This is a genomic window from Nitrospina gracilis Nb-211 (assembly GCF_021845525.1).
Taxonomy (GTDB): domain Bacteria; phylum Nitrospinota; class Nitrospinia; order Nitrospinales; family Nitrospinaceae; genus Nitrospina; species Nitrospina gracilis_A.
Genome location: NZ_JAKJKD010000001.1, coordinates 1,770,894 through 1,785,851, shown reverse-complemented (window position 1 = coordinate 1,785,851; position 14,958 = coordinate 1,770,894). Strand labels below are relative to the sequence as shown.

Below are 14,958 nucleotides of genomic sequence, written 5' to 3'. Positions count from 1 at the left end.
TACCGGGCGGGTACCGCCAAAATCCTTTTCGGTGTACGTCACGAAAATTGGAAAGTAAGGTTTGCCGTCCACCACCAGAAGGATCGGCCGCACGTTGCACAACAGTTCCGCGGGCAGAGCGAGGAGAAACGCAATCAGCAAAGCCAGCATGCTGTAGTAGGCGCGCTTGTCGTTGCGGAATTTGCGCAGCTTGGTTTGCAGGTCTTTATTGATGCGGATCATGCCTCAGCCCTGTGTGTCCTCGAACGTGATGCGGCGGTCGATGATGACGTACGAGATGTCGGTCAGCAATTGACCCACCAGCGCCAGCAGGGAAAAAATAAACAGCGTGCCCAGCACGATGGGGTAATCGCGCTGAATGACGGCTTCATAAGACAGCCGGCCCAGACCGTCGAGCGTGAAGATCTGCTCGATCAACAGCGATCCGGTAAAAAACATGGCGAGGAAGCCTATGGGAAAGCCGGTGACGAGCGGGATGAGCGCGTTTTTCAGGATGTGCTTGTACAGCACGCGCTGTTCGGTGCACCCCTTGGCGCGGGCGGTGATGACATACTGCTTGCGCATTTCCTCGATGATGGAGTTTTTGGTGAGGATGGTCAGCGTGGCGAAACTGCCCACCATGAAGCATAACAGCGGTGCGATCAGGTGATGAAGGTAATCGACCAGTTTCTCCCAGAAACTCCAGTCGGCGTACCCAGGCACCTCGGAAGACGTGAGTTTTCCTGACGGGATGAGGTGCATGATGGCGCTGTCACCCGGACCGAAGAACACGATGAGAAAAATTCCCAGTACGAACCCCGGCGTGCTGTAACCAATGAGCACCACCAGGCTGGTCCATGTGTCGAAGGGCTGGCCGTTTTTCACCGCCTTGGCGATGCCCAGCATGATGCACACGATGTAGCTGACGAAGAAACTGATGACGCCCAGCGATGCCGAGACGGGAAGCTTTTCCTTGATGAGTTCCAGTACCGACTTGTTGCGGTAAAACGAGTCGCCGAACTGGAATACGAGAAAACCGTCCCAGTTGGTATGGGTGAAGAACCGCTCGGTGAACGGGGCTTCGGGGTTTTTCGGATCGTACCAGATGAAGGTGCGAAGATACCGTTCCCACAACGGGCGGTCGAGATGGTAGATTTTTTTGAGTTGCTCCATGTGGCGCGGATCGATCTCCTGCGCCTTGAGACTGCGGTTGTCCAGGGCCGCGCCTCCCGCTTCTCCCATCACTCCGGCGTGTCCGCGCAGGAGTGATTTGATCTGGTCGATGGGTCCGCCCGGCACGAACTGCACGACAACGAAGGTGATGGTGACGATGCCCACCAGCGTGGGGAACATCAGAAGTAGACGGCGGATGATGTAACTGAACATATAAGGTCGAACCGGTTGGAAAACGGGATTCGTCGCGGATGTCCCCGACGCCCTGGAAAGGGTGGCGGGACTGTGAAAAGTATATCAAGCCCGGATGGAGGGAACAACGCGGAACGGGGCGGTTTTTGATGGGCGGTGTTAAATGAAGTGGGGAGTCAGTTGACCGGTGTGCCTGCCTCGCGCGCGGCTTTCAGCTTTTCAACTTTGGACTCATCCCACCACCACCATTCGATCATGTTGTTCAGGATGGACGCCTGCGAAGGATTTTTCTCCGGGCGGGAGTATTTGTTCCAGTACACAAAGCGGTCGGCGCCGATGTACCAGTGGTGGACCAGGTAAAACTGGTGGGTCAGGATGCGGTCGAGTGCCTGCACGTGGTCCACCAGCTCCTTGCGGGTTTTGGCTTCGACAATGAGGTCGATCAACTCGTCGAGGGCGGGGTTTTTGATGCCCGCGAAATTGCGCGTGCCGGGGATGTCCGCCGCCTCGCTGCTCCACATGGTCCGCTGTTCGTTGCCCGGCGAGCGGCTCTGCGGGTAGCCCATGACGACCATGTCGAACTTGAAGTCGCGCAGGATTTCCTCGTACTGCGCCACCTGCACCACCTTGACCGTCATATCGGCGCCGATTTTTTTCAGGTTGTTCTTGTACGGCTCGACGATGCGCTGGAATGCCGGGCTGGCGAGGTACAGGGTCCAGCTGAGGGATTTGCCGTTTTTCATGCGCACGCCGCCCGATCCCAGCTTCCAACCTTCTGCATTCAGCAGTTTATTGGCGAGCGCCACGTTTTTCTCAAACGGAACTCCCTGTCCCGGTGCGCCGACGGGTTTGGTGAACACGGTTTTGGGCACGTGCTGTGCGCCGTGTTTTTTTCTCAGCTTCAGCAACAACTCCAGCACCTGTCCTTTGGGCAGCCCGTCGGCTTTCATCTCCGGATTGTTGTCGAAGTAGCAGTCGTTCCGCGTGTACTGACCGTAGAACAGGTTTTTGTTGGCCCAGTCGAAGTCGTACACCATGGCAACGGCGGCGCGCACGCGGCGCGATTTAAAAACGTCATTACGCATGTTCATGACGAACCCCTGCATGCCCGCCACCCGCTTGTGCGGCACCATCTCGCGCAGATAATATCCTTTTTTCACGAAGTCGCCCTGGTAGTCCAGCGCCCAGTCGCGTGAGCTAGCAACCAGGTGGGCGTCGAACTCGCCGCCCTTGAACGCCTCGCGCATGGCGACCGGATCGAGATAAATTTTCCAGGTGATGCGGTCGAAATTGTAACGGCCGCGGTTCTTCGGCAGGTCTTTGGCCCACCAGTTGGGATTGCGCTTGAAGGTGATGAATTTGCCGTACTCGTATTTCTCGACCACATAGGGGCCGCTCCCCACGGCGATTTCGTCGAAATCCTCGCCGAATTTCTTACCCGGTTTGCCGTAAATGTGTTTGGGGAAGATCAACATCTGCCCGGTGATGAGCGGCAGTTCCTGGTTGAAGATGGCGAAGGTATACTTCACCCGGTGGCGGTCCAGCTTTTCCACTTTTTCGATGTCATGGAAATACTGCTTGTAGAAGGGATGGTATTGCGGGTCTTTGATGAGTTCGAAGGAAAACACGAAATCGTCCGCCGTCACCGGGTGGCCGTCGGAAAAGGTGGCGTTTTTGTGGATATGGTAGATCATCGACATGCGGTCATCCGCCAGTTCGACTTTCTCCACCAGGCTCCCGTACTGGGAGAATGGCTCATCGTCGTCATTGGACGCGTCCATAGGAGTCTGGAATACGAGATTGACGCCCGGAGCGGGAACGCCCTTCAGCGAGGCCGGATTCAGCTTGGTGAAGGCCCCCTCGTCGCTCAAAATCAGGTGGCCGCCCTTGGGAGCATCGATGCGGGCGTAGTCGTAAGGCTCATTGGCCTTATATTTCAATCCCTCCGGGCCATACAGCGACAGTCCGTGCAGGGCCTCAGCCAGAACCCCGCCGGGGAAAACCAGCAGGGCGGCCAAAAACAATACAAATCCGGTAAACTCACGCCACCGGACTATGGGATTTTTCGTGCGGGCAAGGGGCGGATTGGGCTGGTCTGGACTCATGGTGATTCACTATAATGGATAACGGAAGCGTTGCCAAGAGGCCCGTTCGGAAGGCCGGATTCACCGCGGTTTCCCGGGAAGGAATTCGTTGAGAAGCCGGGCCGTTTTTGCTATCTTGGTTGGAATTTACCTGTCTAACCCATTCTAATGAAAGCGAATCCACTCAGTGAGTGCAAACATAAAACCCCGAACCACCCGTAAAATCAAAGTCGGCACTTTGACCTTGGGCGGCGACTCCCCGATTGCCGTACAGAGCATGACCGCCACCCGCACGCAGGACCTGAAAGCGACGGCGCGGCAGATCGAAATCCTCGAAAAAGCGGGTGCGGACATCATCCGCATCGCCGTGGACAGCAAGGAAGATGTCGAGGCGCTGAAAATCCTGCGCCAGGGATCGAAGGCGATTTTTTCCGTGGACCTGCAGGAAAACTACCGGCTGGCCCCCATCGTCGCCCCGTATGTCAATAAGATCCGGTACAACCCCGGCCACCTGTGGCATCTCGACAAGGACAAAACCATCCGCGAGAAAGTCGAATTCATCGTCAACGCCGCACGCGAGCACGACCTCGCCATCCGCATCGGCGTCAACTGCGGCTCTGTCGATCCCGATTACAAGGCGCGTTATCCCGATGACAGCATCGAGGCCATGGTGCGCTCGGCGGTGGACCATTGCGCCATGATGGATGAGTTGGGGTTTGAAAACTACTGCGTGTCACTCAAGGATTCCGACAGCAGTAAAGTGATCGAAGGCAACCGACGCTTCGCCGAGCTGCGCCCCGACGTGCCCCTGCATCTTGGGGTGACGGAAGCGGGCATGCCGCCGGAGGGCATCATCAAAACGCGCATTGCATTTGAGCAGTTGATCCCGGCGGGCATCGGCGACACCATCCGCGTCTCCCTCACCGTGCCGGACGACGACAAAGGGCAGGAGATCGACGTCGGTCGCTCCATCCTGGATGACATTGATAATGGCCGGTTCCGGTCGGTGCCGGAGAACTTTCTGGAAGGACTCAACATCATTGCCTGCCCGAGTTGTTCGCGGGTGGAGAACGGCAAGTTCGTGGAACTGGCGCAGGACGTGCGCCGCATGACCGAATACGCGGAGAAGTACAAGATCACCATCGCCGTGATGGGGTGCCGCGTGAATGGGCCGGGGGAAACCGACGACGCCGACCTCGGCCTGTGGTGCGGCCCGGCGCATGTGAACCTGAAGAAGAAAACAGAGACCGTGGGTGCCTTCGGCTACGATGAAATCCTGGGCAAGCTGAAAGAGGAGTTGGACAAACTGATTGAAGACCGTTACGGCGCGAAGGAACCAAGCATTCCGTAAGGCCGGAGGAACTAGAGACGCATTATGGATTACCAACTGGAAGAACTGGAAGGCCTTCGCCGCAAGATCAAGATCAAAGTGCCGCAGAACATCGTGTCGCAGAAGATCGACGGCGCGTACCGCGAACTGAACAGGCAGATCCGCATGCCCGGGTTCCGGCCCGGAAAAATCCCGCAGAAAATCCTGGAAAAGCAGGTGCCCCTGCAGGCGATGACGCAGATGTGGCAGGACCTGATGCAGGAGTATTACAACAAGGCGCTCACCGAGTCCGGCATCATTCCCGCCGGGCCGCCGGAAATCGACCACTCCGACATCGAAGCCATCGACCGCGACAAGCCGTTCACGTTCAGCGTGACACTGGACGTCAAACCCCAACTGAAATTCAAAAACTACAAGGGCCTCAAGTTCCCACGCACCGAGTTCAAGGTCACCGACGCGGAAGTCGATACCGAGATCCGCAAGCAGTTGGAGCCGTTCGGTACGATGGAGATCATGCCCGACGACTACGAAATCCAGTACGGCGACTTTGTGAGCATGGATTTTGAAGGCACGCATAATGGCGAGTTGCTGGAAGGGGGGACGGCGAAGGGCTATGAGGTGCGCGTCGGACAGAAGAAAATGATTGCGGGCTTCGAGGAACAGCTCGTCGGCCATAAAAAGGGTGATCCTTTTGATGTGAAAGTGCAACTGCCGGTGGACTGGAACAAAAAGATGCGCCGCATCAGCATGCCGATTCCGGGTAAAGACGGTGAGGACCTGCCGGACATGGCCACCTTCCGGGTGCATGTCAAACAGGTCAGGAAACTCAACCTGCCGGAGTTGACGGATGAGTTCGTGCAGGCGCAGGGCGAAGATTCGGTGGAGTCCTTCCGGCGCAAGATCAAAACCGGTCTGCAGGCCCAAAAGGAACACCTGGAAGAAATGCATATCAAGCAGGACATCTTCGATTACCTGGTTAAAGAACACGATGTGGAAGCCCCGGCGTCTCTGGTGGATCAGGAAGTCGGCTTCATGATCGACGGCATGAAGTTCCAGATTCAGCAGTCGGGCATGAGCCTGGAGGATTCCGGCTTCGATGAGGAGCGGGCCAAGGAGGAATGGCGCGAACGTGCGGTGTACAATACCAAGGGTTACGTGATTCTGGACGGCATTGCTAAACAGGAAAAGCTGAACGTCAAACAGTCGGACCTGGAAGCCGAATACCAAAGGCTGGCCGAGCAGACAGGGAAGACGATGGAAGAGGTGCGCAAAACCCTGATGTCCAACCAGGAGCACCTGAATCAGACCACCAGCCGCCTGTTGGGACAGAAAGCACTCAACTTCATTTATTCGCAGTGCGAATTCGAGTACCTGAGCGAGGAAGAAGCCCGCAAACGCATCGCCGAGCGTAAACAGGAAGAAGAAAAGAAATGACCGCCCGCCCCGCCGAATGAAGGTGGACGGAACTTGAGAAGGCAGTCATGAAACTCTATATCAAAGTCATGAAGGACGGCGACCTGCCTCCGGGCAAATCCGCCATTGTCACCGTGCGGGATCAGGAGATCGCCCTGTTCAATTACAAGGGCAAGTACTTCGCGGTATCGAACAAGTGCCCACACAAAGGGGCGCCTCTCGGGGAGGGACGGATTGAGGAAGGCGTCATCATCTGTCCCAATCACGAGTGGCGATTCAGCCTGGAGTCGGGCGGCTGTCCGCAGAACCCCGAATTGAAAACGAAAGTATTTCCGGTACGCGTTCACAAGGGCGTGGTGCGGATCGGCATCGATGCGGAAGAAGGAAAGAAGGCCGTCGGCAAGGAAAAGAACGCCGTGCCCGAAGCCCTGAAGTTCAAAATTCCCACCATCCAGAAACCGATCAACCCGGACGAAACGCTGTAACGCAAAGGCGGGGAAAGGTGCGGTTCGATCAGTCGTCGTCGGGGATTTCCACCCATTTGGGGTCGCCGTGGGTCTTGTAGTTTTCGGTTCCCGCGAATGTACCCTCGTGGTAGATATTGACCTTGAACTTGCCGCCGCCGTAGGTCTCACCGATGAAGGGGACGGGGTCTTCCAGGTGCATCAGGTCTTCCGACCGGTACTTGCCGATCAGCTTGAACTCCATGCCCATGCCCACCGGAACCAGCGCGAAAAACTTGAGTTTGGTTTCGTGCAGGAAGGTCATCATATCGACTTCCATGTCGTTTTTGGTGTATTCATTGCCCAGACGGTGTTTGCACCGGCGTTTCAGGTAGTCTTCGAGCAGGTTGAAGAACCACCAGTTTTTGCCTTTTCGTTGATCGTGCAAAAACGGGTATTCGACAAACCCGTATTTATTGATGAATGGTTTTTTCGCCATGTTGCGTTCTCCGTATAGCAGGTCTTTCAGCAGGCACTATTATATTGAGTTCTTAAATTTCCGGCAAGTTGCAGAATGAAAGTTTTCGAAACGCTGTTTAGAGGCTACTGGCAGTTCGGATTCAAAACCCGATTGTATGACGGGCTGTGCCCGCAGGCCTATCACGATTCGTTGAAAGCCGCGGCGGCCAGGGTAGCCCCTGCCAATGAGGCAACCGTGCTGGACCTCGGGTGCGGGTCGGGTCTTCTGGTGCGGCACCTCGACGCCAACCTGAATGGCGGGCTGAAATACGTCGGCACCGACATTCTGCCCTCCGGCCTGCAACAGTTGCGGCAGAAAGCGTCGTTCCTCCCGTCCCACCCCCAAGTGCGTACGTATCAGGCGGACATGCTGGCCGAATGGCCGCTGAAAGCGCAGGCCTTCGACTATGTCGTCGCACATTTTTCCGTGTACACGCTGGCAAGCGCCGAGGACCGGATGCAGGTATACCGGCGCATCGCGGGCGTCTTGAAACCCGGCGGACGCGCCATTATCTCCAATCCGTCCGACACCTATAACGGCCACCGCATCATCAAGCACAGTGTGCGCTCGCAGAAGGAAAGCCTGCGTGGGTTCGAGCACCGTGTGAAGCGTTATTTATTCTATCCACTGACACTTCTGCTCGGATTACGCCACATTCAACATCAGTTGGAAGCGGGTGTGTGGCACGCGTACGACCGCGATGGGTTTCGGCGGGAGGTGGAATCGGCGGGCCTTTTGTTGGAGGAGATTCAGCCGGTGTACGCGGACTCCGGTTACCTGCTGGTGGCGCGCAAACCCTGATCCTCTTTCCGCACGCGGTTGACCAGATTGTGCGCCAGCCGCGTCGGTTCCGGAATGCGGTAGCGTGGCGAGACGCGCAGAACCCACTCGATGGCCGAAGCCAGATCGATTTTGTGTCCCGCCGAGACGAAGATGGATTTGCATCCTTCCCGCGTTCTCAAAGCCGCGCCGAGAGTTTCCCCTTGTTTCCCTTGAAGCGGCGTGTGCGATCCTTTCTTTTTCCCGGGTTCCCGGTGCTCGCCGACCAGGCGGCTTTTGGCGCATCCCACCGCCGGACAATCCAGAAACAATCCCAGATGCGACGCCAGACCTAATCCCCGTGGATGGGCGATGCCCTGCCCGTCGAGCATAATGAGGTCCGGAGCCGGGTCGACCTGCTCGAACACCTGGAGCAACAGCGGCGCTTCCCGAAACGACAACAGGCCCGGCACGTAGGGAAAATCGATAATGCCTTTCTGCGTGTATTCCGCCACGACTTCCAGCGTGTCCGCATCCAGCACCACCACACCCGCGTATGCCGGGCCACGCGACTGCGACAGGCTGATGTCGGCCCCGGCGATGAAACGGGGAGGGTGCTTCAACGGGGAGGATGTGTTGACCCGCGCGGCGAGGTCCTTCTGGATGTTAATGGCTTCTTTGGGTGTGACGTCCCATCGGTGAAGGGAATGGATCTTCATGGGGGCGATTCGATTAAGCGGTGAGACCGTCATTTATTTCCCGCCATTCTGAAAATCGCGGCCCACGGCAATGGCGGGAACTTGATGCTGGGGAACAAAAAAAGCCCCGCCGGGAAGGCGGGGCTTTCCGTGTTTACAGCCGGGCTGCTTTTTTGAGAGCCGCGGCCTTGTCCGTCTTTTCCCAGGTGAACTCCTTCTCGGTGCGGCCGAAGTGACCGTACGCGGCGGAAGCCCGGAAACGGGGTTTTCTCAAGTCCAGCGTTTTGATGATGCCCGCCGGGCGCAGATCGAAATTCTCACGGATGAGTTTTTCGATGCGATTGAGGTCGATCTTTTGGGTACCGAAGGCATCGACGAACACCGATACCGGTTCGGCCACGCCGATGGCATAAGCAAGCTGAACCTCGCAACGCTCCGCCAGCTTGGCGGCCACGATGTTCTTTGCGATGTAGCGGGCCATGTATGCCGCCGAGCGGTCAACCTTCGACGGGTCCTTGCCGGAGAACGCGCCGCCGCCGTGCCGGGAATACCCGCCGTAGGTGTCGACGATGATCTTGCGTCCGGTCAAGCCACAGTCCCCCTGCGGGCCGCCGATGACAAAGCGGCCGGTCGGGTTGATGTGGATCTTCATTTTTTTGGTGCGGAATTTTTCCGGAATAGTGGGATTGATCACGTGTTTGATCAGGTCTTCCTTGATCTTTTTATTGCTGACTTTCGGCGAGTGCTGGGTGGAGATGACGATGGTTTCTATTCCTACCGGTTTCCACTCATCGTAACGGACAGAGACCTGCGATTTGCTGTCCGGACGCAGGTACGGCAGTTTGCCGCTTTTACGGAGCTCGGCCATTTTTTTAACCAGCTTGTGCGAGAACAGAATCGGTGAGGGCATCAACTCCGGCGTTTCATTGGTGGCGAAGCCGAACATCATGCCCTGGTCGCCTGCGCCCTGTTCTTTTTTATGATCATCCACTCCGGCCGCGATATCCTGCGATTGTTTGTCCACGGTGACGAGGACGCCGCAGGATTTATAATCGAATCCCATTTCGGAATCGTTGTAACCGATTTCCTCAATCGTTTTCCGGGCGATGGCCTGGAAATCGAGCTGGGCATTGGTGGTGATTTCTCCGGCGATGACCACCAGTCCGGTGGTCACCATGGTTTCGCAGGCGACCCGGGACAGCGGGTCCGCCTTCAAACATTCGTCGAGAATGGCGTCGGAAATCTGATCAGAGATTTTGTCGGGGTGTCCCTCGGACACCGATTCGGAAGTAAACAGGTAATTTCCTATGCTCATATTTATTCCTTATGGACAATGGTTCATATCAAAATAAAAAACGTTCGCGTACCGGTATTCTGATGGAATCAGCAAATGGGGAGGGGGAGCCTCAAGCCGATTTTTCACCAAACGCGAGATCCCGGTCGAAGTCCGATGGGAAACGGGTACGCATTTCGTTGGTGATAAACTGGTTGACCTCCTCTGCAGTGGACAAACTCAATGCATGGTCCGCAATTTTGCGGGCTTCGTCCAGCGTGACTTTCCTCAGAATTTTTTTTACTTTGGGTATGGAATGGGGTTCCATGCTCAATTCATGAACGGTCCCCAACCCAAGTAGAAGGAACGTGGCCATGGGGTCGCCCCCCATCTCTCCGCAAATGGCTACATGCTTGCCTTTATCTGCAGCGGTCTCAAAAACCTGTCGGAGTATTTTAAGAACCGAAGGATGGTAGGGCTGATACAGATGGGCCACATTCTCATTTATCCGATCTACAGCGAGGATGTATTGTATCAGATCGTTGGTGCCAATACTGATAAAATCCACAACGTTGAGGATCGAATCGACCGTGAGGGCGGCGGAAGGCGTTTCAATCATTGCCCCTATGGGGATTTTTTCATCAAAAGGAATTTGTGCGCGTTTCAATTCCTTTTTTGCCTGTTCGAGGCAATGGTTGGCCTCCCGAACCTCATCCATACTTGTGATCATAGGATATAGGATTTTTACACGCCCGTAAAGGCTGGCTCTCAGGATCCCCTTCAATTGACGGATAAAGATGTCTGGTTTTTTGAGGGAAAGGCGGATTCCACGCAGGCCCAGTGCCGGGTTCGCTTCGGTTTCGTGATCGAGCTGTTGCAGTTGTTTGTCCGCGCCGATGTCCAGCGTGCGTATGACCACGGTATAGGGTTCCATGGACTGCACGACGCTTTTGAAATTGGCGTACAGGTCGTTTTCGGTGGGCAGGGAGTTTGCCCCGAGGTACAGGAATTCCGTCCGGTACAGACCGATGCCTTCACCGCCGTATTTGCGAACCGCTTTGGCTTCGTGTGCGGATTCGATGTTGCCCATCAACTGCACCGTGTGCCCGTCCATCGTCTCGGATTTCAGGGTGATGTTGTCGAGCAGTTTCCTTTCATACCGCAGGTAGTTTTTCTGCTTCGTCCTGTAATGACTGAGGGTGTCCTCATCGGGATTGATGATCACTTCGCCATCGAGGCCGTCGATGATGACCATGTCCCCGGAGTTGACATACTGGGTGAGGCCGGGGACACCGACGACGGCAGGGATTCCCAGTGCCGAGGCGAAGATGCCAACGTGCGACGTCTTGCCGCCGACCTCCGTTGCCATCCCAAGGATGAACGCCTTGTTCATTATGATGGTGTCCGAGGGACTCAGCGCGTGGGTGATGATGACCACGGGTTCGTCGATGTCCACCAGGCTTTCCTGATGATGACCGATGAGGTTTTTGATGATGCCGTGGACGACGAGATCCAGATCGTCGCGTTTGCCCTTCAGGTAATCGTCGTTGATGTTGTTGAACAGGCTGGTGAATTTGTCGAGCGTGCGGCTCAACGCCCATTCGGCGTTGATTTTATCCTGCTTGATGTTGTCGATGGTTTCGTTGACGAGGAGATCGTCTTCCAGCAGGAGAGTGTATGTGTCCAGGATGATGGCGTATTTCTCCGCCACCGAACTGGCCCGTTGCTTGATGTCGCGGAGCTGGTCCTTGGACATCTGGATGGCTTCACGCAGGCGAACGATTTCCGCCGGGATTTCCTTTTCGGCCAGACTGCGCTTGACCACACAGACCTTGGAGCGGTCCAGCAGATATGCTTTTCCGATGGACACTCCGTTTGAAACCGGGATGCCGGAATATTTGCTCATAGATTCTGTAATGGGGTTGAGGGCCTTTCTATCATATAAACTTTGCGTCTTCCTCTTCGATCAGGGAATAAATTTCCGCCGCGTCATGCGCTTTTAAAATGGCTTCGCGCAGGGATTCGACTTTGAAAAGCCGGGCAATCCTGGCCAGCGCTTTCAGATGCAGGCCTGTCGAGGATTCGGGAGCCAGAAGCAGGCAAATGAAATGCACCGGTTTCTGGTCCAGCGACTCGAAATCGATCCCATGCACCGACCGGGCGAAGACGGCCACGATCTGATCCAGGTTTGCGACTTTGGCATGGGGCAGGGCGACATTTTCTCCAATGCCGGTACTCCCCAGCTTTTCGCGTTCCAACAGGGCCCGGTTGAGGTGGTCACAGTTCTCCACCACGCCCTTTTTATTCAAAAACTCAACCAACTCCGCCAGCACCCCCTGTTTGTCGGAAGCAGACACGTTGGGTATGACGTAATCTTCTTTAATGATTTCGCTGATTTTCATGAGAATGTCAGAGTCCGGTGCTCGGGTCAGGGGGGAGGTTTATTCCAACTGTTTGTCTTTTTCTTCCTGACTCTTCTTCAATTTTTTGCTTTTGATTTTTTCCCAGTGCTTGCTCACTTGCTTTTCTATTTTTTCAATCGCCTGATCCATTGCCTGGTACAGATCATCGGTTTCTGCTTCGCTGTGGGCAGTGATGCCTTTTTCCTTCAAAGTGATTTCCGCAAAATGACGGTGCTTTTCTACGGCCAGCGCAACGTGAACGTCGGCAGAGTCGTCAATGTTCCTCAAGACCTTGTTCAGCTTCTGCTGCAAGTGGTCTTCTATTGCCTGCGTGATTTTCAACTGGCGTCCCGAAACCGTGAGTTTCATGGATGGAGTCTCCTGCAAATGGACCGAAGGTGGATAAAAGTTTAAGAATGTAGCCTCAACTCCTCAAAATATCAAGCAGGGCGGGGGCCTTCAATAGAATTTTTTTCGTTTGCTGGCCGGAGGTATGTTCAATTCTTTCCGGTACTTGGTCACTGTCCTGCGGGCAATCTTGGCGTTTTTCTTCATCAAAATTTCAACCATCTCGTCGTCCGTATAAGGCTTTTTCTCATCCTCGCCCTGTACGATCTCCTTGATCATGGTTTTGACCCGGATGGAGGACAGGTTATTGTCGCCGGTGTAGGATTTGATGCCGCTGTGGAAGAAAAACTTGAGCTCGAAAATGCCTTGGGGGGTGTCGATGTATTTATTGGTGGTGATGCGGCTCACCGTGGATTCGTGCATCTCGATGTCCTGCGCCACATCTCGTAACACCATGGGGCGCAGATGCGCCAGGCCTTCGTCCAGAAATTCCCGTTGCAGTTTGACGATGCTTTTGCCGACTTTGTAAATGGTTTGCCGTCTCTGGTCGATGCTCTTGATCAGCCACATGGCGGAGCGGTATTTGTTCTCCAGATACTCCTTGGTCTGACTTTCCTTGGAGCTTTGCAGGAGCGTCTGGTAATAGGGGCTGATGGTGAGGCGCGGAATGCCTTCGTCATTGAGCGCCACGTCGTACTCGCCGTTTTCGTTTTTGACCACCACCAGATCCGGAATGACGTAATCCGTGCCCTCGGAGCTGAAGTTGTACCCGGGCTTGGGATCGAAAGCGCGGAGAACCTGCACCGCTTCGATGATCTCCTCCACCGGCAGTTTCAGTTCGTTGGCGATTTTCTGGTAATAACGCTCGTCGATTTTTTCGAGGTATTTGTCGATAAGGGTTTCCAGAGTTTTCGAACGTTCCGGCAAGGCCTGGGCCTGGATCATCAGGCATTCTTTCAAATTGCGGGCGCAGACGCCCACCGGCTCGAAGGTCTGGATGATTTTCAGGATGCGCTCCACATCCTCCAGCGTGCTGTTGCTGATCTCCGCCAGCTCCGAAAGCTCCGCCGTGCAGTATCCATCGCTTTGAATATTGCCGATGATGCAGGAGCCGATGAACTTGTCCTCATCGCTGTCCACCGTCAGGCTCAACTGCCAGTGCAGGTGATCGGTGAGGGAGGGTTCTTTCTTGTAAGTGGCTTCGATGGAAGGGCGTTCCGGCGCCGCCTCGGCCGTCGGGCTGGGGCCGTATTCGTAGTTGTCCTGGAGGAAACTCTCCCAGTCCACTTCCTGCTCGATGGGATCGTTTTCGTCTTTCTTGTCGCCGTCGGTGGGGGTCTCACCCAGGGAGTCGAGGAGATTCTCCTCCGGGCTGGATTCGGGGTCATTCTCGTCCCCTTCGAGGAAGGACTCTTCTTCGATGATTTCTTCCAGGATCGGGTTGTCCACCAGTTCCTGCCGGACCAGTTGGGCGAGTTCCAGGCGGGCGAGCGGCAACAGCTTGATGGCCTGCTGAAGCATGGGGGTCATCACCAGCTTCTGGGCCATCTTCAGATTCAATTTCATTTCCATGGCCATAAGCGCTACCGGTCCTGAATGTTAAAAGGTGAATTTTTCGCCCAGATATACCTCTTTCACCTTCTGGTCCTGGGCCACCTTCTGCGGCGGCCCGGAGGCGATGATCTTGCCTTCACTGATGATATAGGCGCGGTCGGTGATGCTGAGTGTCTCGCGCACGTTGTGATCGGTGATCAGCACGCCGATGCCGCGTTGCTTGAGCTTCTCCACGATCAATTGAATATCCGCCACGGCGATCGGGTCGATGCCGGCAAACGGTTCGTCGAGCAGTATGAACACGGGCGAGGTGGCCAGGGCGCGGCTGATTTCCACACGCCGCCTCTCACCGCCGGACAGGGAATACGCCATGGCGTTGCGGATGTGCAGGATGTTGAACTCCTTCAGCAACGCTTCCGCCTTGCGCTGGCGTTCCCGCGCCGGCAGGTTCATTGACTCGAGTACGGCAAGGAGGTTTTGTTCCACCGTGAGTTTGCGGAATATGGAGGGTTCCTGCGGGAGGTAGCTGATACCCCGTTTCGCCCGGACAAACATGGGTTGGGCGGTGAGGTCCTCCTTATCCAGCAAAACCTTGCCGCGGTCCGGCCTCGTCAACCCCACCACCATGTAAAACGTGGTGGTCTTTCCCGCTCCATTGGGACCGAGGAGGCCGACGATCTCTCCCTGCCTGAGTTCGATGCTGATTTCGTTGACGACCTGCCGTTTGCGATAGGCCTTGACCAGATTTACCGCGCTGAGCGTTTTAATGGCGGTCCGTCTTGGGGGCGTC

Annotated in this window: 14 protein-coding genes; 4 read left to right on the top strand and 10 right to left on the bottom strand. The window is 55.7% G+C overall.

Features of this window, described 5'->3' with window-relative positions; translation table 11 throughout:
* Nucleotides 1–225: 225 nt before the first annotated feature.
* Nucleotides 226–1,365: an ABC transporter permease subunit gene (locus J2S31_RS08455; protein WP_237098648.1), complete on the bottom strand. Its 1,140-nt coding sequence runs from the start codon at nt 1,363–1,365 to the stop codon at nt 226–228.
* A gap of 155 nt (nt 1,366–1,520) precedes the next feature.
* The gene (locus J2S31_RS08450; RefSeq protein ID WP_237098647.1) at nt 1,521–3,362 is read right to left on the bottom strand and encodes an extracellular solute-binding protein; all 1,842 of its coding nucleotides are present in this window, start codon (nt 3,360–3,362) and stop codon (nt 1,521–1,523) included.
* A gap of 253 nt (nt 3,363–3,615) precedes the next feature.
* Between J2S31_RS08450 and ispG the strand changes: the two genes are divergently transcribed.
* The 3 genes from ispG to J2S31_RS08435 are packed head-to-tail and all read left to right on the top strand — an operon-like array spanning nt 3,616 to nt 6,656.
* The gene (gene ispG, locus J2S31_RS08445) at nt 3,616–4,779 is read left to right on the top strand and encodes a (E)-4-hydroxy-3-methylbut-2-enyl-diphosphate synthase (RefSeq protein WP_237098646.1); all 1,164 of its coding nucleotides are present in this window, start codon (nt 3,616–3,618) and stop codon (nt 4,777–4,779) included.
* A gap of 24 nt (nt 4,780–4,803) precedes the next feature.
* Nucleotides 4,804–6,192, top strand: coding sequence for a trigger factor (gene tig / locus J2S31_RS08440; protein ID WP_237098645.1), 1,389 nt, complete (start codon nt 4,804–4,806; stop codon nt 6,190–6,192).
* Nucleotides 6,193–6,239: 47 nt separating this feature from the next.
* Complete coding sequence (locus tag J2S31_RS08435; protein ID WP_237098644.1) at nt 6,240–6,656, top strand: Rieske (2Fe-2S) protein; 417 nt, start codon at nt 6,240–6,242, stop codon at nt 6,654–6,656.
* 28 nt (nt 6,657–6,684) lie between these two features.
* Here J2S31_RS08435 and J2S31_RS08430 read toward each other — a convergent pair whose 3' ends face one another.
* Nucleotides 6,685–7,113 carry a hypothetical protein gene (locus tag J2S31_RS08430; RefSeq protein ID WP_237098643.1) on the bottom strand — a complete coding sequence of 143 codons (429 nt, stop codon included), beginning with the start codon at nt 7,111–7,113 and terminating at the stop codon, nt 6,685–6,687.
* A gap of 75 nt (nt 7,114–7,188) precedes the next feature.
* Here J2S31_RS08430 and J2S31_RS08425 point away from each other — a divergent pair, with 75 nt between their 5' ends.
* Nucleotides 7,189–7,935 carry a class I SAM-dependent methyltransferase gene (locus J2S31_RS08425; RefSeq protein ID WP_237098642.1) on the top strand — a complete coding sequence of 249 codons (747 nt, stop codon included), beginning with the start codon at nt 7,189–7,191 and terminating at the stop codon, nt 7,933–7,935.
* On the opposite strand, the gene nfi is transcribed toward J2S31_RS08425, so the two are convergent.
* The 7 genes from nfi to lptB form a co-directional block, all read right to left on the bottom strand.
* Nucleotides 7,908–8,612: a deoxyribonuclease V gene (nfi, locus tag J2S31_RS08420; protein WP_237098641.1), complete on the bottom strand. Its 705-nt coding sequence runs from the start codon at nt 8,610–8,612 to the stop codon at nt 7,908–7,910. The two genes, J2S31_RS08425 and nfi, sit on opposite strands and share 28 nt — an antisense overlap.
* Before the next feature lie 133 nt (nt 8,613–8,745).
* On the bottom strand, nt 8,746–9,906 hold the full coding sequence (gene metK, locus J2S31_RS08415) for a methionine adenosyltransferase (protein WP_272908679.1): 1,161 nt from the start codon (nt 9,904–9,906) through the stop codon (nt 8,746–8,748).
* Nucleotides 9,907–9,997: 91 nt separating this feature from the next.
* Nucleotides 9,998–11,770 carry a phosphoenolpyruvate--protein phosphotransferase gene (gene ptsP / locus J2S31_RS08410; RefSeq protein WP_237098640.1) on the bottom strand — a complete coding sequence of 591 codons (1,773 nt, stop codon included), beginning with the start codon at nt 11,768–11,770 and terminating at the stop codon, nt 9,998–10,000.
* Nucleotides 11,771–11,801: 31 nt separating this feature from the next.
* Nucleotides 11,802–12,266 (bottom strand): PTS sugar transporter subunit IIA, encoded by a 465-nt coding sequence (locus tag J2S31_RS08405; protein ID WP_237098639.1) that lies wholly within the window; start codon nt 12,264–12,266, stop codon nt 11,802–11,804.
* 39 nt (nt 12,267–12,305) lie between these two features.
* Complete coding sequence (gene hpf / locus J2S31_RS08400) at nt 12,306–12,635, bottom strand: ribosome hibernation-promoting factor, HPF/YfiA family (protein WP_237098638.1); 330 nt, start codon at nt 12,633–12,635, stop codon at nt 12,306–12,308.
* A gap of 90 nt (nt 12,636–12,725) precedes the next feature.
* Nucleotides 12,726–14,186 (bottom strand): RNA polymerase factor sigma-54, encoded by a 1,461-nt coding sequence (gene rpoN / locus J2S31_RS08395; RefSeq protein WP_237098637.1) that lies wholly within the window; start codon nt 14,184–14,186, stop codon nt 12,726–12,728.
* A 27-nt stretch (nt 14,187–14,213) separates the two neighbouring features.
* The gene (gene lptB / locus J2S31_RS08390; RefSeq protein WP_371831650.1) at nt 14,214–14,936 is read right to left on the bottom strand and encodes an LPS export ABC transporter ATP-binding protein; all 723 of its coding nucleotides are present in this window, start codon (nt 14,934–14,936) and stop codon (nt 14,214–14,216) included.
* Nucleotides 14,937–14,958: the final 22 nt, after the last annotated feature.

Coding starts and splice junctions, on each gene's coding strand:
- J2S31_RS08455 (WP_237098648.1), bottom strand. CDS start 1,365: ATGTTCAGTTACATCATCCGCCGTCTACTTCTGATGTTCCCCACGCTG.
- tig (WP_237098645.1), top strand. CDS start 4,804: ATGGATTACCAACTGGAAGAACTGGAAGGCCTTCGCCGCAAGATCAAG.
- J2S31_RS08435 (WP_237098644.1), top strand. CDS start 6,240: ATGAAACTCTATATCAAAGTCATGAAGGACGGCGACCTGCCTCCGGGC.
- J2S31_RS08430 (WP_237098643.1), bottom strand. CDS start 7,113: ATGGCGAAAAAACCATTCATCAATAAATACGGGTTTGTCGAATACCCG.
- J2S31_RS08425 (WP_237098642.1), top strand. CDS start 7,189: ATGAAAGTTTTCGAAACGCTGTTTAGAGGCTACTGGCAGTTCGGATTC.
- nfi (WP_237098641.1), bottom strand. CDS start 8,612: ATGAAGATCCATTCCCTTCACCGATGGGACGTCACACCCAAAGAAGCC.
- metK (WP_272908679.1), bottom strand. CDS start 9,906: ATGAGCATAGGAAATTACCTGTTTACTTCCGAATCGGTGTCCGAGGGA.
- ptsP (WP_237098640.1), bottom strand. CDS start 11,770: ATGAGCAAATATTCCGGCATCCCGGTTTCAAACGGAGTGTCCATCGGA.
- J2S31_RS08405 (WP_237098639.1), bottom strand. CDS start 12,266: ATGAAAATCAGCGAAATCATTAAAGAAGATTACGTCATACCCAACGTG.
- hpf (WP_237098638.1), bottom strand. CDS start 12,635: ATGAAACTCACGGTTTCGGGACGCCAGTTGAAAATCACGCAGGCAATA.
- rpoN (WP_237098637.1), bottom strand. CDS start 14,186: ATGGAAATGAAATTGAATCTGAAGATGGCCCAGAAGCTGGTGATGACC.